Below are 23663 nucleotides of genomic sequence, written 5' to 3'. Positions count from 1 at the left end.
GCGGGGACGTCACCGGCTGCCGACGGCGAGGACGAAGCCCTTTTCCGTGAGCTGCATCGCGCCGACGTCGAGCCCCATTCCGCCAGCGATCTTGCGCGCGGCGGCGCTGACCTGACGCATCTGCGCCGGATTTCCCTTGGCCTGATCGACGGCGCCGTCGATCAGGACGGCCTGGACCAGCAGCGCTTCGGCGAGTTCCTGCTTCTGCGCATCGGTGGCCGTCCGGATGCCATCGGCGCCACTCAACGCCTCGGCGGCCTGCCGCCGCACCGCGTTCACGGTGCGCGGAGGCGGCGTATCGTTGCTCCCCCGCGCGGCGGCCCAGACGGTCGTCCACCAGACGGCAAAGGCATCGCCGAGGTCATCCACCCTCAAGCCCTGCGGCCGGAGGCGCGCGTCGATGCTGGCGATGATGTCGCTTTCCGCGAACAGCTTCTGGAGGTCAGCCGCGCCGGCTGGATCGCTCGCCCGTGTCTTTTCGACCATGCCGGCGAGGTTCGCGGCCCGGCGGGCCTTTGATGGCGTGTAGCGCAGGACAGCGGTGTCGACCGCCGGCTGGCTGCGCGGCACAGCCGATTGGCCCTGCGCCGCGCGGCGGGCCCGCTCCTCATCCTGCCGCCTCAGGTCGCGCAGGTGGAGGCCGAGCACATCGGTGCCGGTGATGGAGGGGATGATGATGCTCCACCCCCAGCCGTCCACGACCTGTGCGCCGGCCGGCCCGCCCCAGATCAGCGGAGCGGCCAGCGCCACGACCCTCACAAACCGCCTCATGCCGGGCTCCCGTCCTCGAACCGTTAAAGGGAGACGGACGACGCATCGGCCTCCCGGCGGACGCGCTCTCCATGGAGGGTGCGCCGTCAGCCGAGAGCGCAGAACGCCGGGCGGATGGCCGGGTTCCCGTCCCCGGAGCCGCAGCCGGCTCCACGGGATGGGTAAAGGCGGCTGCATGGACCAGAGATGAACGCCGCCCGTGGCAGACCGGTCAGCGCGATCACGCGCCCTCTAACCTCAAGAAAGAGACCGCGTGATCCGATCAGATAGCGTTGCAACCTGACCGGCGCGTGCTCTAGCGGGCCGGGTTCCCGGACGGTTGGCGCGTGGCGAAGAAGCTGCCGTCGATGGTGGATCGGAAACCGCAGAAGGGTGGGCTGCCGAACTCCGCCTCGCGGGGGCGCTGGAGCTCGGCGGACAGGGTGGCCCCCTCGCGGGTCAGCTTCACCGTCCAGCCGTCATTGTCCTTGCGCTCCTCCTCGCTGCCGCCGACGAGCAGCGTATTGCCCGAGACGGCGCCGGAGGCCGAGAGCGTGCAGGTGGGATAGCTCGGATAGGGCTGCACGGTGGAAATCTCCACCTTGAAGCCGCTTCCGGCCGTGCTGCCGCTGACGTCGCCATAGACGTTGGTCCAGGTGCCGGCGAAGCCGGCGCGCGGGACGGGCTCGATGGATTCGAGGAAAGCCGCGCGGCCGGTGAGATCGGCCTTCAGGTCATAATCGCTGCGGCGGGCCTGGATGTCGCGCGCTTCAAGGAACGTCCGCTGGTCCATGCGCAGCGCCGTGCGGCCCGGCGCATCGAGGGCGGCAAGCAGCTTCTGGTAGGCGGCCGCGATGCGGCGGTCCAGCGCCGAAAGGGCCGGATCGGCGCAGATGGCCTTCTCGATCTTGGAGCGGGCGGCACGGCAGTCGAAGGACGGCCCATCGGAAGCGGCTCGGGCCGGAATCGTGCCAGCGGCCGCGGCACACAGGAGGAGAAGCGCCATGCCAGCGCCCCTCTGGCACAAACGGCGGCGGGCGACATGGGCGGGCAGCATGGGGCTCTCCGGACAGACGCATCACGCGCGGCCCCGCGCCTCCACCGCGCGGGACCGACACCGTTCAGATGGCATTCCGGACGCCCTGGACGCAAGCAAGCGATCGACCGCCGGCTGCGGCAGAGACGCTCCCCCACAGCAAAAAGCCCGGCACGACGGCCGGGCTTTGGAAAGGACAAGATTTCTGTCTGTGCGCTCAGCCGCCGGCGGTAGGCATGGCGAGCGATGCCGCGCCGGCCGCCACGAGGCGGCGCTCGCTGCCGGTGTCGCGCACGCGCGGCAGGTCGAGGCGATTCCACACGTCGTTCAGCGCATCGGCGAGGTGCGCGATGAGCTTGTCGTTATGGAAGGGCGTCGGCGTGATGCGCAGGCGCTCCGTGCCGCGCGGCACGGTGGGATAGTTGATGGGCTGGATGTAGATGTTGTGCTCGTTGAGGAGCACGTCGCTGGCGGCCTTGCAGGCCTTCGCGTCGCCCACCATCACGGGAACGATGTGGGTGGGGGTTTCCATCTGCGGCAGGCCGGCGGCGGCGAGCGCCGCCTTGACCTTGGCGACCTGACGGCGCTGGCCGTCGCGCTCGGCGTTCGAGGCCTTCAGATGCCGGATGGAGGCCGTGGCGGCGGCGGCAACCGCCGGCGGCAGGGCCGTGGTGAAGATGAAGCCCGGGGCATAGGAGCGCACGGCGTCCATCACCACCCGCTTGCCGGTGAGATAGCCGCCCACCACGCCGAAGGCCTTGCCCAGCGTGCCCTCGATCACGTCGATGCGGTCCATGACGCCGTCGCGCTCGGCAACGCCGCCGCCGCGCGGGCCATACATGCCCACCGCGTGGACCTCATCGAGATACGTCATGGCGCCGTAGCGCTCGGCCAGATCGCAGATGGCGGCCATGGGCGCGATGTCGCCATCCATGGAATAGACGCTCTCGAAGACGATCAGCTTCGGCCGGTCCGCGACCGCCTGGAGGATCTCTTCCAGATGGGCGAGGTCGTTATGGCGGAAGATGAACTTCTGCCGGCCGCCCTGGCGGACGCCCTCGATCATGGAATTGTGGTTCAGCTCGTCCGAGATCACCACGCAGTCGGGGATCAGCTTGGCGATGGTCGAGATGCCCGTGGCGTTCGACACATAGCCCGAGGTGAAGACGAGGCCCTGCTCCTTGCCGTGCAGGTCGGCCAGTTCACGCTCCAGCAGGACGATCTCGTGGCTGTTGCCCGAGATGTTGCGCGTGCCGCCCGCGCCTGCCCCCCGGCGCAGCGCGGTCTCGCGCATGGCTTCCACCACGGCGGGGTGGCTGCCCATGCCCAGATAGTCGTTGGAGCACCACACGACGATTTCCCGCGGGCCGCCGGGCGAGTGCCACGTGGCACGGGGGAAGCGCGTGGCGTCCCGCTCGACATCGGCGAAGGTGCGGTAACGACGCTCGCGGCGAAGCGCATCGACAGCGTCGGCGAAGAAGTGATCGTAGCTCATTCGATATCCGGGGGCGGAACGTGGACGCGAACTTTTCTAATCTTATGCTGGCACCTTGCGCCCTCCCTTGCGCTCGATCAAGTGCGGGAAAGCCGCAGGGTGCCCAAGGGCGCGCCATCGTGATCGTCGTCATGACAGCACGGGCACCCGCTGGCGACACGCCCGTCTAAGTTATTGATAAAAATAACATTTCTCTCTGCACGCCCCGGACCCCTCAAGCGGGCCGCATCCTGCGCAGGGGAGGCATGCGGCGCTGCGTGGCACCGGCGTTTCCCAAAGGCCGTCGTGCGTTCGCGCCATTTTGGAGCCGATCGGACGACCCTGAGCCGGCGATGCTCCCAGATAGGCGCAAAATGAGGCGCCCTGCCGCGAAATTGCCGCTTGCGAAGGCGAGCGAATTTCCCTAAATCGCGTCCTGCCCAATTTCGCACGTGCCTGTGGTTGCGTGCCGATCGGCGGAAGTCCGGACAAGAGGCCGGAAAGCCGCCAGCCAGATCGGTAGCCGGAGGGAACCGGCCCACCCTGCTCTCAGCAGGGGACGTGACTTGAAGCAACGACGTAGCGGGCTTTTTTGGTCTCTGCCGGCCCTCCAAAGGTCGGGGTTACTGAAGAGGCACTACATCTTGCCGGCCGTGCGGAGAGGGAATTCCCTTTCCAATCGTGCGCATCATCTTCCCAACGCCTGGCGTTTTTGCCGCGCGAAGGGAGCGGTGCCGCTCGGCGCGATTTGCGGCCGGTGAGAACCCGGCGAAGCGGGTACGGCCCGTCGGACGAAGGCGCTTCCATCACGCCTCCGGACGCAGGTGCGCGTGCCCCGGATTGGCGGCGGTGAACGTCGCGATCCGCCTGACTGTCGTCGCGCGGCGAAGGCCGCGCTTCACGAGGCTTCTAGGTCACGGGAGGTTGCCATGACCGATCGCATCCGCGAATTCCTTCGGAACCGACGTGAGGATGGTCCCTGCGTCGTCGTTGACCTCGATGTGGTGCGCGCGAACTATACTGCGTTCGCCCGTGCGCTGCCTGACACCCGTGTCTTCTACGCGGTGAAGGCCAATCCCGACGCGGCCATCCTGAAGGCCCTCGCCGAGCTGGGCTCGTGCTTCGACTGCGCCTCGGTGCAGGAGATCGAGATGGCGCTGTTCGCCGGCGCCACCCCCGACCGCATCTCCTTCGGCAACACGATCAAGAAGGAGCGCGACATCGAGCGCGCCTACAAGATCGGCGTGCGCCTGTTCGCGGTCGACTGCTACGAGGAAGTCGAGAAGATCGCCCGCGTTGCCCCCGGCGCGCGCGTGTTCTGCCGCATCCTCTGCGACGGCGCGGGCGCCGAATGGCCGCTCTCGCGCAAGTTCGGCTGCGTCCCGGAGATGGCGCCGGACGTGCTGGAGCATGCCTTCCGCCTCGGCCTCTCGCCCTATGGCGTGTCCTTCCATGTGGGCTCGCAGCAGAAGAACGTGCATGCCTGGGATCAGGCGCTCGGCTCTGCGGCCTATATCTTCCGCGAGTGCGCCGTGCGCGGCATCTCGCTCTCCATGGTGAACCTCGGCGGCGGCTTCCCGACGAAGTATCTTCAGGATGTTCCCAAGGCGCAGGCCTATGGCGAGGCGATCTTCGATTCGCTGCGCCGCCATTTCGGCAACGCCATCCCCGAGACCATCATGGAGCCCGGTCGCGGCATGGTCGGCAATGCCGGCATCATCGAGACCGAGGTGGTGCTGATCTCCAAGAAGGCCGAGAGCGACACCATGCGCTGGGTCTATCTGGACATCGGCAAGTTCGGCGGGCTCGCCGAGACCATGGACGAGGCGATCCGCTACCCGCTGCGCACGCCGCGCGACGGGGACGACACCGCCCCGTGCGTCCTCGCCGGCCCGACCTGCGATTCGGCCGACGTGCTCTATGAGAAGACACCGGTGGAACTGCCCCTGTCGCTGTCCATCGGCGACAAGGTGCTCATCGAGGCCTGCGGCGCCTACACCACCACCTATTCGGCGGTGGCGTTCAATGGCTTCCCGCCGCTGAAGTCCTACGTGATCTGATCGCAGCCGGCGGCAGCAACGCCGCCGGCTCCGGGCGAGGCGCCAACGGCGCGCGGCTTCCGCCGCGCCGCGCGGGTGGCCTCGCCCGTGCTTTCCCGAGGGGCGGGTCCCCTTTTTCCTCCGCACCCCTTCCATAAGCCTTCGGGCTGGCGCGGCTTGCTGCGCCGGATGGGCATCCTTCGGCCGCTGAAGGCGGCACGGGAGATGTCGATGATCGAGATCGTCGCTGAGAAACGGGAAGAAGCCGCCGCACGCGAGGCCCTGCTGGACCTCTGCCTGCCGGAGCGGTTCGAGAAGGCATCCGAGCGGATCCGCGAGGACCGGTTGCCGGCGGAGGGTCTGGCGCTCGCCGCCCATGGGCCGGACGGCCGGCTGGCGGCAACGGTGCGCCTGTGGCACGTCTCCGCCGGACCCGCCCGACCGGCGCTGCTGCTCGGCCCGCTCGCGGTCCACCCCTGGTTCCGCGATCGCGGCCTCGGCGGCCAGATGATGCGTGCGGCCCTCGAACGCGCCGAAGCGCTCGGCCACGACGCCGTGCTGCTGGTGGGCGATGCGCCTTATTATGCGCGCTTCGGCTTTTCGGCACAGAAGACCAGCGGGCTCTGGATGCCCGGCCCGTTCGATCCGGCACGCCTGCTCGGCCTCGAACTGAAGCCCGGCGCGCTCGACGGCGCCCGCGGCCTCATCAGCCCCACCGGCCTGCCGGCGGAGAAGCCCTCCCTCGACGCGCTCATCGCGGCGACCGCCAAGCGCTCGGCCTGAACGAGCGCCCTGCCCGCCAAGGCGGATGAAGCAGACAAAAGAAAAGCCCCGGTGCGCGCACCGGGGCTTTTCTCGTTTCAGACGGGCTTGGACGTCAGGCGACGTCCACCTTGCCCTTCATGCGCTTGCGCTCGTTCGGATCGAGATAGCGCTTGCGCAGGCGGATGGACTTGGGCGTCACTTCCACCAGCTCGTCGTCCTGGATCCAGGCCAGCGACCGCTCCAGCGTCATGCGGATCGGCGGGGTCAGGCGCACCGCCTCGTCCTTGGAGGTGGTGCGGATGTTGGTGAGCTTCTTGCCCTTCAGCACGTTCACTTCCAGGTCGTTGTCCCGGTTGTGGATGCCGATGATCATGCCCTGATAGACCTTCCAGCCGGGCTCGATCACCATCGGGCCGCGATCTTCCAGGTTCCACAGCGCATAGGCCACCGCCTCGCCCTGTTCGTTGGAGATGAGCACGCCGTTGATGCGGCCGGGGATGTCGCCCTTGAACGGCTGATAGGAGTGGAACAGGCGGTTCATGATCGCCGTGCCACGGGTGTCGGTCAGCAGTTCGGACTGGTAGCCAATGAGGCCGCGGGTCGGAGCGTGGAACAGGAGGCGCTGGCGATTGCCGCCGGAGGGGCGCATCTCCACCATCTCGGCGCGGCGCTCGGACATCTTCTGCACCACCGTGCCGGAATATTCCTCGTCCACGTCGATGACGACTTCCTCGATCGGCTCCAGCGTGTTGCCGTCCTCATCCTGGGAGAAGACGACGCGCGGACGCGACACGGCGAGCTCGAAGCCCTCGCGGCGCATGGTCTCGATGAGGATGGCGAGCTGGAGTTCGCCGCGGCCGGAGACGAAGAACGAATCCTTGTCGGCGGATTCCTCGATCTTCAGCGTGACGTTGCCCTCGGCCTCCTTGAACAGGCGGTCGCGGATCATGCGGCTCGTCACCTTGTCGCCCTCGGTGCCCGCGAGCGGGCTGTCGTTGACGATGAAGCTCATGGTGACGGTGGGCGGATCAATCGGCTGCGCCTGGATGGGCGTATCCACCGAGGGATCGCAGAAGGTGTCGGCCACCGAGCCCTTCACGAGGCCGGCGATGGAGACGATGTCGCCCGCCTCACCCACTTCGATCGGCGAACGCTCGATGCCGCGGAAAGCGAGGATCTTGGAGACGCGGCCCGTCTCGACCAGCTTGCCCTCGCGGTCGATGACCTTGATGGACTGGTTGGGCTTCACGGTGCCGGAGGCGATGCGGCCGGTGATGATGCGGCCGAGGAAGGGGTTGGCTTCCAGCAGCGTGCCGAGCATGCGGAACGCGCCGTCCTCGGTCTTCGCCGGGGGCACGTGCTTGACCACGAGCTCGAACAGCGGGCCGAGGCCCTCGTCCTTCGGGCCTTCCGGGGTCAGCGCCATCCAGCCGTCGCGGCCGGAACCGTAGAGGATCGGGAAGTCGAGCTGCTCGTCATTGGCGTCCAGCGCCGCGAACAGGTCGAACACCTCGTTGATGACTTCCTGCGGACGCCCGTCGGGACGGTCCACCTTGTTGATGGCGACGATGGGCTTGAGGCCGATCTTCAGCGCCTTGCCGACCACGAACTTGGTCTGCGGCATGGGGCCTTCGGCCGCGTCCACGAGAACGATGGCGCCGTCCACCATGGAGAGGATGCGCTCGACCTCGCCGCCGAAGTCGGCGTGGCCGGGGGTGTCCACGATGTTGATGCGGATGTCGTTCCACACCACCGAGGTCGCCTTGGCGAGAATGGTGATGCCGCGCTCTTTTTCGAGGTCGTTCGAATCCATCACGCGTTCGGCCACGCGCTGGTTCTCGCGGAAGGAGCCGGACTGCTGGAGGAGCTTGTCCACCAGCGTGGTCTTTCCGTGGTCGACGTGGGCGATGATGGCGATGTTGCGCAGCTGCATGGGGTTCCTGAACAGCAAAACGCGGGCCCGATTGGCTCGAACCCGCTTCCTTGATTTTGCGGCGCAAAATACACGATACCCGGCGGAGATCAACGCCCGTGCGCATTTCCGGGCGCACGGGCGGGAGCGGGATTGATCCGCCGGCTAAACGCAACCCTGCGCTGTGGTTCGCACAGGTCTCAGATCGCCCGCAACGCCCAGCGGCGGTAGATCTGGTCGGGCTTCATCACCTCGCCCTTGTCGGTGCGCAGCCAGGCCAGCTCGCGATTGGCCGGCGACTGGGTCATGGCGAACACCACCGCATCCTCCACCGTGTCGAAGCCATAGGGCTCCGGCCAGCTGTCGGGGGCGTCCACCGTGTGGGAGCTCGGCCAGTATTGCAGCTTGACCGGCTTGTCCTGTGCTGTGTTCGGCGTCATGAGCGTGCCTCCTTGTCTGGAGAGGTCGCGCGCCGTTCCTTTTCGTCCGCGCCGGCGGGAACATGAGCTTTTCCGGGAATGGCCGCCCGGTTCACCGGCTCGCGGGCGGCGGGGCTTCCGCACGGCGTCGCGATGGGTCGCATCATAACACATCCCGTCCTCGCCGGGTTCCGGCGCCCGGGGGGCGCGGCACGTCCGCCGGGACGCGCGAGAGGCCTTGTTATTTCCCCACTCGACGGCCATGGACGGAAACGGCGCAGGTGGAGTTGGATGAATGCCCGCAGAGCTGGTCTACGGAATCCTCATCAGCCTCATCACGGTGGTCATCCATTCGGTGGCCAGCGTCTTCCTCGTGCGGGCGCTGCTCGTGTTCACGAAGCGGGTACGCCTGCGCCACGCCATGCGCGGCCTGCTGCTCGGCATGATGCTGACCGGCGCCATCCTCACCTTCGCCCATCTCGTGGAGGTGGCGGTGTGGGCCGTGGCCTATGTCGCAGTGGACGGCGTGGTGCAGGACAAGGATTCCTATTACCTCGCCTTCGTGAATTTCACGACGCTCGGCTATGGCGACCTCCTGCCCGCCAAGCCCTGGCGCCTGCTCGGACCGGTGACGGCGGCGAACGGCATGCTGCTGTTCGGCTGGTCCACCGCCCTCATCTTCGCCGTGCTGACGCGCCTGTCCGAGCAGCTGGGCGTGCACCACCTATCGGACAAGGGCGAGTAGGGCCTGCGCCGCCGCCGGCGCCCGCACCTTGGCGCCGTTGATCATGTAGACGAACACGTCGCGCCTGGCCGCCTTCTTCGGCTTGGGAGCGGGATCACCATAGGACGGGAGATCCTCGGGCACGCCTCCGGCTTCCCAAATGCGCGCCCGTTCGAGCCATCCCTTGAGAACGTCGGGGCTGTAGCCGGTGGGCTCTTCCTCCCGCGCCCGCTGGAGGCGGGCGTAGACGAAATCCGCCGTCACGTCGGCGATGGCGGGATAGTCGTCATCATCAGCGAAAATGACCGCCATCTTGTGCTTTCGGGCCAGCGCCACGAATTCCGCTGTGCAAAAGGAGGCATGGCGCACTTCCAAGGCGTGGCGCAGCTTCACCCCGTCCACGGTCTCCGGCAGATGGTTGAGGAAAGCGCCGAAATCGTCGGGGTCGAAGGCCTTGGTGGGCGGGAACTGCCAGTTGATGGGGCCGAGCTTGTCGCCCAGTTCCGCAAGGCCGCTCTCCACGAAGCGGGCGATGCTCTCGCCGCCCTCCGCCAGCACCCGGCGGTTCGTGGCGTAGCGCGGCGCCTTCAGGGAGAAGACGAAACCGTCCGGCACCTGCGCGGCCCAACTGGCGAAGGTCTTGGGGGTCTGGGTCCGGTAGAAGGTGCCGTTGACCTCGATGGTCGTCACCTGGCCCGCGGCATATTCCAGCTCGCGGGCATGGGGCAGGCCGGGCGGGAAGAAGGTGCCGCGCCAGGGTTCGAAGGTCCAGCCGCCGATGCCGACGCGAATGGTCATCGCTTTCTCTCCCTTGGGTCCGTCCTGACGCGCGATCCGCTCAGCTTGAACCCATCGGAGCCGGGAATCGCCTCAAAATCTGCGAGGAAGCGGGATGTGGCCGGCGGTGTCTCTCGGGGCAACCCGTTTCCGCCGCGGACAAGGCGTGCCGCAAGAACTGGAATGTCATACCGCGAGATGACACCCCGGCGGCAAAATCTACCAAACTAGTCGCCATCCGGAGGATAGATCGGCAAGAACCACCCGCTGGACGGCGCTATCCTCCCGGAACCGCCTCTCGCGCGGCACCAAGAAGCAGACCATCCGGAGGACGACATCGTGACCACGGCGCAAGAGCTGGAGATCCTCGCCGAACTGGAGCGCAAGGCGCTCTGGCTCGCCAGCTGGACCATCCACAATGCCAACCACCTGCGCCCCTCCACGGATGGCCTCAAGGTGGGCGGGCATCAGGCGTCCTCCGCCTCGCTCGCCACGATCATGACCGCGCTCTACTTCCACACCCTCCGGCCACAGGACCGGGTAGCGGTGAAGCCGCACGCGAGCCCCATCTTCCATGCCATCCAGTATCTGCTCGGCGCCCAAACGCGCGAGAAGCTGGAGGCGTTCCGCGCCTATAAGGGCGCCCAGTCCTATCCCTCCCGCACCAAGGATACGGACGACGTGGACTTCTCCACCGGCTCCGTGGGCCTCGGGGTCGCGCAGACGCTGTTCGCCTCGCTGGCGCAGGATTATGTGCGCGCCCACGGCCTCACCGATCGGCCGGAGGGCCGCATGATCGCCCTCGTGGGCGATGCGGAACTGGACGAGGGCAATGTGTTCGAGGCCCTGCTGGAGGGCTGGAAGCACGACGTGCGCAACACCTGGTGGATCGTCGATTACAACCGCCAGAGCCTCGATGCCGTGGTGCGCGAGGGTCTGTACGAGCGCTTCATCGGCATCTTCGAGGCCATGGGCTGGCAGGTGGTCGTGCTCAAATACGGCTCGCTCCAGCAGGCCGCCTTCCGCGAGCCCGGCGGCGAGAAGCTGCGCCACTGGATCGACACCTGCCCGAACGGCGAATATTCCGCCCTCACCTTCCAGGGCGGCGCGGCGTGGCGCAAGCGCCTGATGGATGATCTGGGCGATCAGGGCGACGTGACCCGCCTCGTCGAGGCGCGCTCGGATGCCGAACTCTCCGCCCTGATGACCAATCTGGGCGGACACGACCTGCCGACCATCCTCGACGCCTTCGACGGCATCGACCACGACCGGCCGGTCTGCTTCCTCTGCTACACGGTGAAGGGCTTCGGCCTGCCGCTCGCCGGCCACAAGGACAATCACGCCGGCCTCATGACGCCGACGCAGATGGACACGCTGCGCGCCGCCATGAACATCCGCGCGGGCCATGAGTGGGACCGCTTCGAGGGGCTCACCCTGCCGCCCGCGACGCTGGAGCGTTTCCTGAAGGACGTGCCCTTCCGCCGCGAGGGCACCCGGCGCTATTCCGACGCTGCGCTGGCCGTCCCGTCCATCGCGCCGCCGCCCAATGCCTCGCTCTCCACGCAGGCCGGCTTCGGCCTCATCCTTCAGGATCTGGCGCGGGGCGACAGCGCGCTCGCGAGCCGCATCGTCACAACCTCGCCGGACGTGACCGTCTCCACCAATCTCGGCCCGTGGGTGAACCGGCGCGGCCTCTTCGCCCAGCGGGAGCTGGCGGACGTGTTCAAGCGCGAGCGCATCCCCTCCACCTTCAACTGGGAGTTCTCGCCGGACGGGCAGCACATGGAACTGGGCATCGCCGAGATGAACCTGTTCCTCATGCTCTCGGCCCTCGGCCTCTCCCACTCGCTGTTCGGTGCCCGGCTCATCCCCGTGGGCACGCTCTACGACCCCTTCATCTGCCGGGGTCTCGATGCCCTGAACTATGCCTGCTATCAGGACGCCCGCTTCATCCTCGTGGCCACCCCGTCCGGCATCACGCTGGCGCCGGAGGGCGGAGCGCACCAGTCCATCGCCACCCCGCTCATCGGCATGTCGCAGGATGGGCTTGCCGCCTTCGAGCCGGCCTTCGTGGACGAACTGGCGGTGCTGGTGGAATTCGCCTTCGATTACGTGCAGCGTGACGGCGGCGGCCCGGACGAGGCCCGCAACTGGCTGCGGGACGAGACCGGCGGCTCGGTCTATTTCCGCCTCTCCACCCGCGCGCTGGAACAGCCCCGCCGCGCCTTCACGCAAACCCAGAAGCGGCACATGGTGGACGGCGCCTATTGGCTGCGTGAGCCCGGACCCAACGCGGAGGTGGTGATCGCCGTGCAGGGCGCGCTGGCGCCGGAAGCCATCGAGGCGGTGGGCCTGATCGCCGAGGACCGGCGGGACGTCGGCCTGCTCATGGTCACCTCCGCCGACCGGCTGAACGCCGGCTGGACCGCCGCGTCACGGGCGCGCGAGCAGGGCCATTACAGCGCCGAGAGCCATGTGGAGCGCCTGCTGGCGCCCCTGCCCCGCCATTGCGGGCTGGTGAGCGTGATCGACGGCCATCCCGCGACGCTCGGCTGGCTCGGCTCGGTGATGGGCCACCGGCAGCGGGCGCTGGGTGTCGAGCATTTCGGCCAGACCGGCAGCCTGCAGGATCTCTATCGCCACCATGGCGTCGATGCGGCTGCCATCGTCTCGGCCGCGCAGGCCATCGCGCCCGGCCGCCCCATGCGCCACCTCAGGGCGCTGGGCTGAGGAGCGCCCGCCATCGCCGCGAGGGCCGAGCCGAACAGGAGAGCCGAGCCCCCCCAGCGCCACGGCGGCGCTGCGGGAAATCCCGAGCGGGGTGGCAAAGCGCCCCGCGGCTTTGGCCAGCACATGGCCCATGACCACCCACAGGGTGCCGATGAGCGCCAGTTCCACCGCGAACAGGCCGAAGGCGCCCGGAAGGGCCGGCGGATCGCCCTGCGGGAAGATCACGAAGGCGAAGATCAGCCCCTTGGGGTTCAGCAGCCTGACGGCTCGGCATCGCGACAGCTATGGGGCGGCTGGCCCCGTCCGCGCAATTCGGGAATTGTCGGATACGTCCTTTCCGAGCCGTATGCGGGAAACTGCGGATTTTACCTCCACGCCGCGCGCGATAGTGTTTCGACGCACTTCCCGTGCCGGACCTGATCCATGACCTATGCGCTGCTGTTCGTGGCCATCGTCGCCGAAGTCATCGCCACCTCGGCGCTCAAGGCAGCCGAGGGCTTCACCCGGCTGGTGCCGAGCCTGATCGTCATCGTCGGATATGGCGTGGCGTTCGTCTGCCTGTCGCTGACGCTGAAGACGATTCCGGTGGGCATCGCCTATGCCACATGGTCGGGCGTCGGCATCGTGCTGGTGGCCGGCGTGGGCTGGGCGCTCTACGGCCAGAGCCTCGATCTTGCCGGCGCGGTGGGCCTCGGGCTCATCATCGCCGGCGTCCTAATCGTCAATCTGGTATCGAAGACGGCGGTGCACTGACCGCCGGGCGACTCAGGCCCCGGTGGGGCTCAGCACCAGGCTCAGCATGCGCTGGCCGGCGGTCCACTGGGCCTGGAACAGCGCGCCGGCCATGCCCTGCGCATCGGCCGTGGCCTCGCGGGTGAGTGAGGCGAGCGTCGGGAAGGGCGCCTTCAGCTGCGCCACCACTTCATCGGTCTCGAAGGTGAAGTCGGCGTCGAACTTGCGGGCGATCTGCTGCATGCGGCGGTTGCGGGCGAGGCAGCTCATGTGCAGCGTGCGGATGCCACGGTTGCGGGCGCACAGCACGGTGCGGCTCATGAGCAAAGTGCCGAGACCCAGATTCTGGAACGCGGCCTCGACGCTGAAGGCAGCCTCGCCTTCCGTCGGCAGGATTTCGGAGAAGGGATAAAGCTCGGCAGCGGCGCGGAGCACGCCGTCCACGAAGCAGCCATGAACCACGGAGCCGGAGCGGAACACCCGTTCGGAATAATGGGTGATGAACTCGTCGCTGACGGCGGAGCCGAAACGGCTGCGGCGGGTCTCGGTGTCCAGGCGCAGGAGATGCTCACGGAAGATCTGAACTTCGCCGGGCCACAGCTTGCGGATGATGCCCGGTGCGCGCTCGTCGCTCATGGTGAAACTCCTGATGTCCTCGCCAGCCTCCCCCATCGGCTTGTGCTGCGAAACTATGTGCATCGCAGCAAAGGTCAAGGGAACTGACCTACCACATTGGAGCAATTCCCCGCGCCTGCCGGGGACGGAGCGGAGCAAGCGGCTGATATATCAGAGCTTCACAAAGGCCATGCGAACGGCGCAGCCCTGCTGCGCCGCAGCAACATGCAACATTGTCGGCTATGGAGCAGAGCCGGCTCAGCGAATGAGGATGGCGCGGAAGTCGTTGACGTTGGTCAGTGTCGGCCCCGTCACCACCAACCGGTCCAGCGCCGCGAAGAAGCTGTAGCCGTCATTGTTGGCGAGGAAGGCATCGGCCGAGAGGCCCTTGGCGCGGGCCTCTTCCAGAATGGCCGCGTCGAACCACGCCCCCGCATTGTCCTCCGTGCCGTCCACCCCGTCCGTGTCGCAGGCGATGGCGCTGAGACCGGCCTCGCCCTTCAGCGCGAGGGCGAGCGCCAGCAGGAACTCCACATTGCGCCCGCCGCGCCCCTTGCCGCGCACCGTGACGGTGGTCTCGCCGCCCGAGAGCAGCACGCAGGGCGCCTTCACCGGCAGGCCATGGGTGGCCGCCGAGCGGGAGATGCCGGCGAAGACGTTCGCCGCCTCGCGCGCCTCGCCCTCGATGGCGTCCCCGAGAATGAGAGGGGTGAGACCGAAGTCGCGGGCTTTGGCTTCCGCCGCCTGAAGCGCCATGAGCGGGGTCGCGATCATGTGCACCTCCTGCCCGGGCAGGGCCTCGCCGGAGACCACATTGGCGCGGATGACGGCCTCAAGCTCCGGGCTCGCCTCGATGCCCCAGGCCCGCATGAGGCGCAGCACCTCTTCCGGGTCCGAGGCCTCGGGAATAGTGGGGCCGGAGCCGATGGCCGCGGGGTCGTCCCCCGGCACGTCGGAGATGAGATAGGTCACGGCCCGCGCGGGCGCGATGGCGGCTGCCAGCCGCCCGCCCTTGATGGCGGAGACGGACTTGCGCACCCGGTTCATGATGCCGATGGGCGCGCCGGACTTCAGAAGCTGCTTGTTCAGCGCCTGCTTGTCAGCCAGCGTCAGCCCCTCGGCCGGCAGCGTCAGAAGCGCCGAGGCGCCGCCGGACATGAGGCACACCACGAGATCATCCGGTCCCGCGGAGCGGGCGAGTTCCAGAATGCGACGTGCGGCATCGAGCCCGGCCTGATCGGGCACCGGATGGGCGGCTTCCACAATCTCGATATGCTGCGTCTCGCAGCCATGGCCGTAGCGGGTCACGATCAGGCCCTCGCAGGGCCGTCCCCACGCCGCCTCGAAGGCCCGCGCCATGCGGGCGGACGCCTTGCCGGCGCCGATCACGATGGTGCGCCCCTTCGGCGGCTCCGGCAGGCGGCCCTCGAACTTGCCCTCGGGCACGGCGGCATTCAGCGCGGCATCGAACAGGGCGAGCAGGATGTCCCGATCGGACGGCATGGCGTTCCCCTTTGTATACTTTATGCCAATAGTCCTAGCGCGCGCGCAGGCCGAGGGCAACGCCGCCGCGGCTCCGCCAGCGCTCACCATGGGAAATTCGTCGAAGGCCCGCAAAAGCCTCTGGCCTTTGGCCGGAGAGGCGATAGCCTCACTCCCAAAGCAAAACAAAACTGATTTGGGAGAACGCCCTTGAGAAAACTCGCGCTTGCTGCGCTTGCAGCCGTTTTCGCCCTCTCCCCGCTTGCGGCGCGGGCAGACTTCATCAACATCCTGACAGGCGGCACATCGGGCGTTTACTATCCGCTCGGCGTCGCCATCTCGAAGATCGTCTCGGACAAGGTGCCGGGCGCCCGCCCCTCCGTGCAGGCCACCAAGGCCTCGGTGGAGAATCTCATCCTCATCCAGCAGGGCAAGGGCGAGATCGGGTTCACGCTCGCCGACAGCCTCGCGGACGGCTGGGCGGGCAAGGAGGACGCCGGCTTCAAGACGCCGCTCAAGAAGGTGCGCGCGCTGGCGGCCATCTATCCCAACTACATCCAGATCGTCGCGTCCAAGGACAGCGGCATCAAGAGCATCGCCGATCTGAAGGGCAAGCGCCTCTCGGTGGGTGCGCCGAAGTCCGGCACGGAGCTCAATGCCCGCGCCATCCTGAATGCCGCCGGCCTCAAATATGAGGATCTCGGCAAGGTGGAATATCTGCCCTTCGCCGAATCCGTGGAGCTGATGAAAAACCGCCAGCTCGACGCCACGCTCCAGTCCGCCGGCCTCGGCGTTGCTTCCATCAAGGATCTCGCCACCTCCGTGGAGATCAACGTGGTGGAGATTCCGGCGAGCGTCGTGGAGAAAGTGGGCACGCCCTATCTGAAGGCCTCCATTCCCGCCGGCACCTATACCGGGCAGGACAAGGACGTGCCGACCGCCGCCGTGCCGAACTTCCTCGTGGTGCGCGAGGACATGAAGGAGGGTGATGTCTATGCCATCACCAAGGCCATCTTCGAGAACCTGCCGGAGTTGCAGGCGGCCCATGTGGCGGCGAAGTCCATCTCCCTTAAAGATGCCATGAAGGGGTCTCCCGTGCCCTTCCATCCGGGCGCCGAGAAATACTTCAAGGAGCAGGGCGTCACGCCCTGAGGGTTCCTGCGCCGCGCCAGGCGGCCCGTGATGCGACGTTTGAGTGGGCGCCGTGGGGTGCCCACCCGCCCGCGTTTTCCTCCTGCCTCATCGCGTAGCCGCCTCCGGCGGCGCCGACCCGTGGAGCGATGCCTTCATGAGCACGCCGAGCATCCCCGCCGACAGCGACATCACCCCGCCCCAGACCTTCGCCCCCATCGACGACATGGAACATGGCCTGCCGCCCGGCTTCGGCACGGGCTTCAAGGGCACGCTGCTGTTCTGGATCGCCATCGCCTTCTCGGCCTACCAGCTCTTCGTCTCCACCTATGCCATCCTGCCCAGCCAGGTGATCCGCGCGCTGCACGTGGGCTTCCTGTGCCTCATCTCGGCGGCGCTCATCGCCAACCACCGCTCGACGAACAAGGCGACGCTGGCGCTCGGCTGGGGGCTGGGGCTCATCGGCTTCGGCACCGGGCTCTACCAGTGGATCTTCTATAACGACCTGATCCTGCGGGCCGGCGAGATCTCGCAGGCCGATTTCGTGATGGGCATCGCGCTCATCGTGGTGGTGTTCGTCATCTCCTGGCAGATGATGGGGGCGGCCCTGCCGCTCATCTGCGGCGCCTTCCTGCTCTATGGTCTGTTCGGCCAGTATCTGCCCGCCCCGCTCGACCATCGCGGCTATTCGCTGGAGCAGATCGTGGAGCAGATGTCCTTCGGCACGGAGGGCATCTACGGCACGCCCATCGCGGTCTCCGCCACCTACATCTTCCTCTTCGTCCTGTTCGGCACGTTCCTGGAGCGGGCCGGCATGATCCAGCTCTTCAACGACATCGCGCTGGGCCTCTTCGGGCGCGCGCGGGGCGGGCCGGCGAAGGTGGCGGTCTTCTCCTCCGCCCTCATGGGCACCATTTCCGGCTCGGGCGTCGCCAATGTGGTGACGGTCGGCCAGTTCACCATCCCGCTGATGAAGCGCTTCGGCTATTCCGCCTCCTTCGCGGGCGGGGTGGAGGCCACCGCCTCCATGGGCGGGCAGATCATGCCGCCGGTGATGGGGGCGGTGGCCTTCATCATGGCCGAGACCATCGGCGTGCCTTACGCCACCATCGTAAAGGCCGCCATCATCCCGGCCATCCTCTATTTCGCCTCCGCCTTCTGGATGGTGCATCTGGAAGCCGGCAAGCACGGCCTCGTCGGCATCCCGAAGGACAGGGTGCCGCGCGTGATCCCGGCGCTGCGGCGCGGCTGGTATCTGCTGCTGCCGCTCGCCGTGCTCGTCTATCTGCTGTTCGCGGGCTACACGCCTTTGTTCGCCGGCGCCGTAGGCCTCGCGCTCACCGTGGTGCTCATCCTCGGCCAGAGCCTTGCCGGCGAAGCGGGAAAGCCCGCGCTACGCCTCGCCTTCTGGATCCTCATCGGGCTCGTGTGCGCCAGCTTCTTCCAGTTCGGCGTCATGGTCATCGTCGGCCTCGTGCTGGCGCTCATCGTCGTGAACGGGATCACCCGCGGCGGGCGGGCGACGCTGGCGCTCTGCCGTGACGGGCTGGCGGAAGGTGCCCGGCAGGCGCTGCCCGTGGGCATGGCCTGCGCCATCGTCGGCACGGTCATCGGCGTGCTCACGCTCACCGGCACGGCGACGATCTTCGGCGGCTGGGTGGTGTCCATCGGCAAGGAGACGCTGTGGCTCTCGCTGCTGCTGACCATCGTCACCAGCATCATCCTCGGCACCGGCATCCCGACGATCCCCACCTACATCATCACCGCCTCGCTGGCGGCGCCCGCCATGCTCTCGCTGGGCGTGCCGCTGATCGTCAGCCACATGTTCGTCTTCTATTACGGCATCATCGCCGACCTGACGCCGCCTGTGGCCCTCGCCGCCCTCGCCGCGGCGCCCATCGCCAAGGCCTCGCCCGATGCCATCGGCTGGCAAGCCTGCCGCATCGCGCTCGCCGGCTTTCTCATTCCGGTGATGGCTGTCTACGAGCCGACCCTCATGCTCCAGCAGGGCGGCGAGATCGCTGCCCATTACGGCTACTGGGTCGAGGTAGCCTACGTGTTCACCAAGGCCTGCATCGTCATCGGGCTGCTGGGGGCCATCGCCATCGGCTGGCTGTTCGGACCGCTCGGCCTCATCGAGCGCATCGTCGCGGGGCTGGCGGCGCTGCTTTTCGTCGCCGCCGTGCCCATGTCGGACATTTCCGGCTTCGCGCTCCTCGCCGTCTTCCTCGGCTGGCACCTGCTCCAGGTGCGGCGCGCGCCGCCGCGTCCGGTGTGACAGATCCCCGCGCGGTGCGGGCCGCGCGGGGATGAGTTCGCGCTCAGAAGGGCGCGTCGATGTCCACCACGTCGATGAGCTTGTGGTTGACGAACTCCTTGAGCCCGAGACCAAGGAGTTCGCGCCCATAGCCCGAGCGGCGGATGCCGCCGAAAGGCAGGTCCGCCTTCACCATGGTAGGGTGGTTCACGAACACCATGCCGGTGGAGATGCGCTTCGCAACTTCCGCGCCATGCTTGGTATCGGACGTGAAGACCGAGCCGCCGAGACCGAAGGGCGAGTCGTTGGCGATGCGCACCGCATCGTCCTCGTCCTTGGCGCGGAAGAGCATGGAGACGGGACCGAAGAACTCCCAGTAGCGGGCCGGATTGTCCTCGGTGATGTTGGTGAGGATGGTGGGCTGCACGAAGGCGCCCTGGTTCGGCACCGGCGCGCCCACCTCGATGGCGGTGGCGCCATGGGCGACCGCCTCCTGGATCTTCTGCTTCACCTCGTCCGCGGCCCCCTGCGAAGACAGGGGCGCGAGCGTCGTCTGCGCATCGAAGGGATCGCCCGCCTTCAGGCCCGCGACACCCGCCTTGTACTGCTCGAAGAAGGCGTCATAGACCTCGTCCACGATGATCATGCGCTTGGACGAGACGCACACCTGCCCGCCGTTCCAGTGGCGGCCGAAGACCGCCCATTTCACCGTCTTGGCAAGGTCCGCATCCTTAAGCACGACGAAGGCGTCGGCGCCGCCAAGCTCCATGGTGGATTTCTTGAGCGCCTTGCCAGCAACGGACGCCACCTCCGCACCCGCCCCTTCCGAGCCGGTGAGGGCAACGCCATGGACACGCGGATCGTTGAGGATGAGCTCAATCTGCGCGCGGGTGGCGTAAAGGTTGCGGAAGGCGCCCTTCGGCAGTCCGGCCTCCAGCATCAGACGCTCGAAGGCGGCGGCGCTCTGGGGCACGTTGGAGGCGTGCTTCAGCAGGACGGTATTCCCCGCCGAGAGCTGCGGCGCGATGATGCGGGCGATCTGGTAGTAGGGGAAGTTCCACGGCTCGATGGCCAGCAGCACCCCAAGCGGCTCGCAGACCAGAACAGCCTTCCCTTCCGCCGGATCGGCCACGGGCAGCGGCTCGGGCTCGAGCAGACGCTCGGCATTCTGGACATAATATTCAAAGATGCGGGCGGAGAGTTCCACCTCGCCCTTCGCCTCGGAGAAGAGCTTGCCCATCTCCAGCGTCAGCAGGCGGGCATAGCCGTCCACATCGCGACGCAGCAGGTCGGCGGCGTTCTGGAGGATGCGGGCGCGATAGGCGAAGGACGTCTCGCGCCAGCCCAGGAATGCGGCATGGGCGGCGTCGATGGCCGCCACCACCTCGGCATCGGTGGCGTTGGGAAAGGTCTGGAGGACCTCGGCGGTGAAGGGATTGGTGCTTGCGTAAGCCATGGCCGTTTCCATTCGGTGAGAGGACCGGGCCCGCCGGTCGGCAGGCATCCTGCTGGAGCCCCAAGGGACGCCGCCCGCACGCGGCACCGCCCGGGCGCCGTGCGCCCTGCTCCCCGTCGATCAGCGATGCGTCCGGGGATGCGGCACTGTCCTGCCGCGCCGCATCGGCTGCGTTGATCCGCATCAAGCAATGCAACGGTGCCGTTGCGACACCTGTTGAGCAAAAATTCCAATAACGCCATACCGCCCGCCGGAGTGAACGCTCCGTCACTGGCAGGAGCTTGATGCGGATCAAGGTGCGCCCCGGCGGCCTGCGGTCTTCTCCGCGGCAGAAGGAGACCGGCCATGACCAACATGATGAAAGCCGCCGTCGTCCACCAGCTGGGCCAGCCCCTCGTGATCGAGCAGGTGCCCGTGCCAGAGCCAGGCCCCGAGCAGATTCTCGTGCGCATCGCCGCCACCGGCGTGTGCCACACCGATCTGCATGCGGTGAAGGGCGACTGGCCGGTGAAGCCGAAGCCGCCGTTCATTCCCGGCCATGAGGGCGTCGGCACCGTGGTCGGCGTCGGCAGCCGGGTGAAGCGCGTGAAGGAAGGCGACCGCGTGGGCATTCCGTGGCTGCACACCGCCTGCGGCTATTGTCCCCACTGCCGCACGGGGTGGGAAACGCTTTGCGCCGACCAGCAGAACACCGGCTATTCCGTCAACGGCAGCTTTGCCGAATATGCGGTGGCTGACCCCAATTACGTGGGCCGCCTGCCCGACAAGCTGGACTGGGGTCCGGCCGCGCCCGTGCTGTGCGCCGGCGTGACGGTTTACAAGGGCCTGAAGGAAACCGAGGTGAAGCCGGGCGAATGGGTCGCCATTTCGGGCATCGGCGGGCTCGGCCACATGGCCGTGCAGTATGCCAAGGCCATGGGCATGCATGTGGTGGCCATCGACGTGCACCCCGACAAGCTGGAACTGGCGAAGAAGCTGGGTGCCGAACTGGTCGTGAACGCCCGTGAGGAAGATCCGGGTGCCGTGGTGCAGAAGGCCATCGGCGGCGTCCACGGTGTGCTCGTCACGGCCGTCTCGCCCAAGGCGTTCGAACAGGCGTTCAACGTGCTGCGCGCCCACGGCACCATGGCCCTGTGCGGCCTGCCTCCGGGCATGTTCGCCATGCCCATCTTCGACACGGTGCTGAAGCGCATCACCGTGCGCGGCTCCATCGTGGGCACCCGCCAGGATCTGGAGGAGGCCCTCGAGTTCGCCGGCAACGGTCAGGTGGCCGCCCACTTCTCGTGGGACAAGCTCGAGAACATCAACGAGATCTTCCACCGCATGGAAGAAGGCGGCATCGACGGGCGCATCGTCCTCAACATGAACTGAGGGACGCCGGGCGGCAGTGCCCGGCCCCTCGATAGCGCCGAGGCCGCATCTCCTGTGGCTTCCGGCCCTCCGGCCCCGCGCCCGTCGGCGCGGGGTTCGCTTTTTGGAGGCCGGCCCGTAAACTCGCGCCCATGGCTGCTCCCCTGCTCATCTGCCTGTCGGGCGCCGGTGCCACGGTGCGCCTCGGCGCCGCGATCACGCTCCTGTGGACCCATTCGGTGCAGAAAACGGAATGGGCGGAGGACTGGCGCGCGAGCGCAGAGGGCCTCACCCTCACCGAGATGCGCATCGAGGGATCGGGGGCGGGCATGGAGCCGCCGCCGGACGCCGTGCTCCAGGGCGACCGCTACGTGGCCCACCCCAAGGCCGCGCCCCTCCCCTCGCTGGCGTTGCGCCGCTCGGGCGCCACTGCCGACTACCGCATCTGCGTTGAAGGCCGCTGCACGCAGATGGGCGATCTCCTGCCGGCCGGAGCCGATCCGGTCACGCTTTCCGTCTGTCCCTGAGACGGATGCATCGCGGCCGTGAAGCGCCTATATGCACCCGCATGAGCCATCCCCTCGTCTTCGATCGCGCCCTGCTGCGCGCCCGTCAGGCCCGCGCCCTCGCCCTCGGCCCCGAGCCCTTCCTGCTGGAGCGGGCGACGGAAGACCTGTCGGAGCGCCTGCTCACGGTGAAGCGGCGCTTCGAGACGGCGGTGGATCTCGGCACCCCCACCGATCTTCTCTCCCGCGCCCTCGCCGGCCATCCCGGCATCGGCACGCTGATGCGGGCCGCGCCGCTCGCGGCGGGGCTTGCCGCATCGGAACGCACGATCGTGGCGGACGAGGAGGCCCTGCCCTTCGCCAATGGTTCGCTCGATCTTGTGGTGTCGGCGCTCGCGCTCCAGATGGTCAACGACCTGCCGGGCGCCTTCGCGCAGGTGCGCCGGGCGTTGAAGCCGGACGGGCTGTTCCTCGCAGCCCTCATCGGCGGCGGCAGCCTGGCTGAGCTGCGCGAGGCCTTCGCCATAGCCGAGAGTGAGACCACGGGCGGCGTCTCGCCCCGCGTCGCCCCCTTCGCGGACGTGCGCGACATGGGCGGGCTGCTTCAGCGCGCGGGTTTTGCTCTGCCGGTGACCGACGTAGATCGCGTGGTGGTGCGCTACGGCTCCCCCTTCACGCTGATGAACGAGCTGCGGCGCATGGGCGCGGGCAACGTGCTGGCCGAGCGCCGCCGCGTGCCGCTGCGCCGGGCGACCCTGCTGCGGGCGGCGGAAATCTACGCGGAGCGATTCTCCGATGCGGACGGACGGGTGCGGGCGACGTTCGAGATCGTCTGGCTGTCCGGCTGGGTACCGCACGAAAGCCAGCAGAAGCCGCTGCGGCCCGGCTCGGCCAAGATGCGCCTTGCGGACGCGCTCGGCACCACGGAAAAGCCGGCGGGCGAGACGCCCTGATGGCCGAGCGGGCTTGACCTTCCGGCCGGCGTGGTGACCATCGCCCCGTCCGAGACGAGGGTGATCCGTGATGACCAAGGCCGAAGCTGCTCCCCGTGACGCCGCGCCCAAGGGGGAACGGGAGGCACCCGCGTTGCGCTCGTCCTTCCCGCACTTCCTGCCCATCACCACCCGCTGGTCGGACATGGACGTCTATGGCCACGTGAACAACGTCGTTTATTACGCCTATTTCGATACGGTGGTGGCCGAGTATCTGATGCGGACGGACGGGGTGAACCCGCACGAGAGCGCGGCCATCGGCCTCGTGGTCGAAACCCGCTGCTCCTATTTCCAGAGCCTCACCTTCCCGGAAACGGTGGAAGCCGGCCTCAGGGTGGTGAAGCTCGGCAACACCTCCGTGCGCTACGAGATCGGCATCTTCCGACAGGGCGAGGACACGGCCTCGGCGCAGGGCTATTTCGTCCATGTCTATGTGGATCGCGACACACGCCGCCCGGTGCCGCTGCCGGAGCATCTGAAGCGCGCCCTGGCGCCGCTGGTGGTGTGAGGCCGCAG

The 23663-nt window shown here is 67.7% G+C and carries 20 protein-coding genes; 11 read left to right on the top strand and 9 right to left on the bottom strand.

Annotated elements, in window-relative coordinates:
• Nucleotides 1–9: 9 nt before the first annotated feature.
• The 3 genes from AZC_RS01710 to hemA form a co-directional block, all read right to left on the bottom strand.
• Entirely contained in the window at nt 10–771 is a 762-nt protein-coding gene (locus AZC_RS01710) for a DUF6683 family protein (RefSeq protein ID WP_081433869.1), read from the bottom strand.
• Nucleotides 772–1066: 295 nt separating this feature from the next.
• Nucleotides 1067–1756, bottom strand: coding sequence for a lysozyme inhibitor LprI family protein (locus AZC_RS01705; protein WP_043878761.1), 690 nt, complete (start codon nt 1754–1756; stop codon nt 1067–1069).
• Nucleotides 1757–2003: 247 nt separating this feature from the next.
• Nucleotides 2004–3281: a 5-aminolevulinate synthase gene (hemA, locus tag AZC_RS01700; RefSeq protein WP_012168865.1), complete on the bottom strand. Its 1278-nt coding sequence runs from the start codon at nt 3279–3281 to the stop codon at nt 2004–2006.
• A 908-nt stretch (nt 3282–4189) separates the two neighbouring features.
• Here hemA and AZC_RS01695 point away from each other — a divergent pair.
• Both AZC_RS01695 and AZC_RS01690 read left to right on the top strand, forming a co-directional pair.
• A complete protein-coding gene (locus tag AZC_RS01695) occupies nt 4190–5320 on the top strand; it encodes a type III PLP-dependent enzyme (protein ID WP_012168864.1) in 1131 nt (376 codons plus the stop codon).
• Nucleotides 5321–5530: 210 nt separating this feature from the next.
• Nucleotides 5531–6082, top strand: coding sequence for a GNAT family N-acetyltransferase (locus tag AZC_RS01690; protein ID WP_043879915.1), 552 nt, complete (start codon nt 5531–5533; stop codon nt 6080–6082).
• A gap of 94 nt (nt 6083–6176) precedes the next feature.
• On the opposite strand, the gene typA is transcribed toward AZC_RS01690, so the two are convergent.
• Together typA and AZC_RS01680 are read right to left on the bottom strand one after the other, a co-directional pair.
• The gene (gene typA / locus AZC_RS01685) at nt 6177–7997 is read right to left on the bottom strand and encodes a translational GTPase TypA (protein WP_012168862.1); all 1821 of its coding nucleotides are present in this window, start codon (nt 7995–7997) and stop codon (nt 6177–6179) included.
• 179 nt (nt 7998–8176) lie between these two features.
• Nucleotides 8177–8416 (bottom strand): hypothetical protein, encoded by a 240-nt coding sequence (locus AZC_RS01680; protein WP_043878760.1) that lies wholly within the window; start codon nt 8414–8416, stop codon nt 8177–8179.
• Between the two features lie 274 nt (nt 8417–8690).
• Between AZC_RS01680 and AZC_RS01675 the strand changes: the two genes are divergently transcribed.
• On the top strand, nt 8691–9140 hold the full coding sequence (locus AZC_RS01675) for a potassium channel family protein (protein ID WP_012168860.1): 450 nt from the start codon (nt 8691–8693) through the stop codon (nt 9138–9140).
• On the opposite strand, the gene AZC_RS01670 is transcribed toward AZC_RS01675, so the two are convergent.
• Nucleotides 9120–9917 (bottom strand): DUF72 domain-containing protein, encoded by a 798-nt coding sequence (locus AZC_RS01670; protein ID WP_012168859.1) that lies wholly within the window; start codon nt 9915–9917, stop codon nt 9120–9122. The two genes, AZC_RS01675 and AZC_RS01670, sit on opposite strands and share 21 nt — an antisense overlap.
• A 315-nt stretch (nt 9918–10232) precedes the next feature.
• On the opposite strand from AZC_RS01670, the gene AZC_RS01665 reads away from it, so the two are divergent.
• A complete protein-coding gene (locus AZC_RS01665) occupies nt 10233–12626 on the top strand; it encodes a transketolase (RefSeq protein ID WP_043878759.1) in 2394 nt (797 codons plus the stop codon).
• Between the two features lie 423 nt (nt 12627–13049).
• The gene (locus tag AZC_RS01660) at nt 13050–13379 is read left to right on the top strand and encodes a DMT family transporter (RefSeq protein ID WP_012168857.1); all 330 of its coding nucleotides are present in this window, start codon (nt 13050–13052) and stop codon (nt 13377–13379) included.
• A gap of 12 nt (nt 13380–13391) precedes the next feature.
• Here AZC_RS01660 and AZC_RS01655 read toward each other — a convergent pair whose 3' ends face one another.
• Together AZC_RS01655 and AZC_RS01650 are read right to left on the bottom strand one after the other, a co-directional pair.
• Complete coding sequence (locus AZC_RS01655) at nt 13392–13994, bottom strand: GNAT family N-acetyltransferase (protein ID WP_043878758.1); 603 nt, start codon at nt 13992–13994, stop codon at nt 13392–13394.
• Between the two features lie 237 nt (nt 13995–14231).
• Nucleotides 14232–15476 (bottom strand): glycerate kinase type-2 family protein, encoded by a 1245-nt coding sequence (locus AZC_RS01650; protein WP_043878757.1) that lies wholly within the window; start codon nt 15474–15476, stop codon nt 14232–14234.
• A 189-nt stretch (nt 15477–15665) separates the two neighbouring features.
• Between AZC_RS01650 and AZC_RS01645 the strand changes: the two genes are divergently transcribed.
• The gene (locus AZC_RS01645) at nt 15666–16607 is read left to right on the top strand and encodes a TAXI family TRAP transporter solute-binding subunit (RefSeq protein ID WP_012168854.1); all 942 of its coding nucleotides are present in this window, start codon (nt 15666–15668) and stop codon (nt 16605–16607) included.
• A gap of 205 nt (nt 16608–16812) precedes the next feature.
• Nucleotides 16813–18864, top strand: a complete 2052-nt coding sequence (locus tag AZC_RS01640) for a TRAP transporter permease (RefSeq protein ID WP_043879914.1) — start codon at nt 16813–16815, stop codon at nt 18862–18864.
• 43 nt (nt 18865–18907) lie between these two features.
• On the opposite strand, the gene AZC_RS01635 is transcribed toward AZC_RS01640, so the two are convergent.
• Nucleotides 18908–20299, bottom strand: coding sequence for an NAD-dependent succinate-semialdehyde dehydrogenase (locus AZC_RS01635; RefSeq protein ID WP_043879913.1), 1392 nt, complete (start codon nt 20297–20299; stop codon nt 18908–18910).
• A 345-nt stretch (nt 20300–20644) separates the two neighbouring features.
• On the opposite strand from AZC_RS01635, the gene adhP reads away from it, so the two are divergent.
• The 4 genes from adhP to AZC_RS01615 all read left to right on the top strand — a co-directional run bounded on the left by adhP (nt 20645) and on the right by AZC_RS01615 (nt 23655).
• Nucleotides 20645–21670 (top strand): alcohol dehydrogenase AdhP, encoded by a 1026-nt coding sequence (gene adhP / locus AZC_RS01630; protein ID WP_012168851.1) that lies wholly within the window; start codon nt 20645–20647, stop codon nt 21668–21670.
• Nucleotides 21671–21801: 131 nt separating this feature from the next.
• A complete protein-coding gene (locus tag AZC_RS01625) occupies nt 21802–22176 on the top strand; it encodes a DUF1850 domain-containing protein (protein ID WP_012168850.1) in 375 nt (124 codons plus the stop codon).
• Nucleotides 22177–22217: 41 nt separating this feature from the next.
• On the top strand, nt 22218–23108 hold the full coding sequence (locus AZC_RS01620) for a methyltransferase domain-containing protein (protein WP_043878756.1): 891 nt from the start codon (nt 22218–22220) through the stop codon (nt 23106–23108).
• A gap of 70 nt (nt 23109–23178) precedes the next feature.
• Nucleotides 23179–23655 (top strand): acyl-CoA thioesterase, encoded by a 477-nt coding sequence (locus AZC_RS01615; protein WP_081433866.1) that lies wholly within the window; start codon nt 23179–23181, stop codon nt 23653–23655.
• The last annotated feature ends 8 nt before the right edge of the window (nt 23656–23663 follow it).

Origin of the sequence: Azorhizobium caulinodans ORS 571 (genome assembly GCF_000010525.1) — a bacterium.
Taxonomy (GTDB): domain Bacteria; phylum Pseudomonadota; class Alphaproteobacteria; order Rhizobiales; family Xanthobacteraceae; genus Azorhizobium; species Azorhizobium caulinodans.
This window is presented reverse-complemented; position numbering and strand designations above follow the sequence as displayed.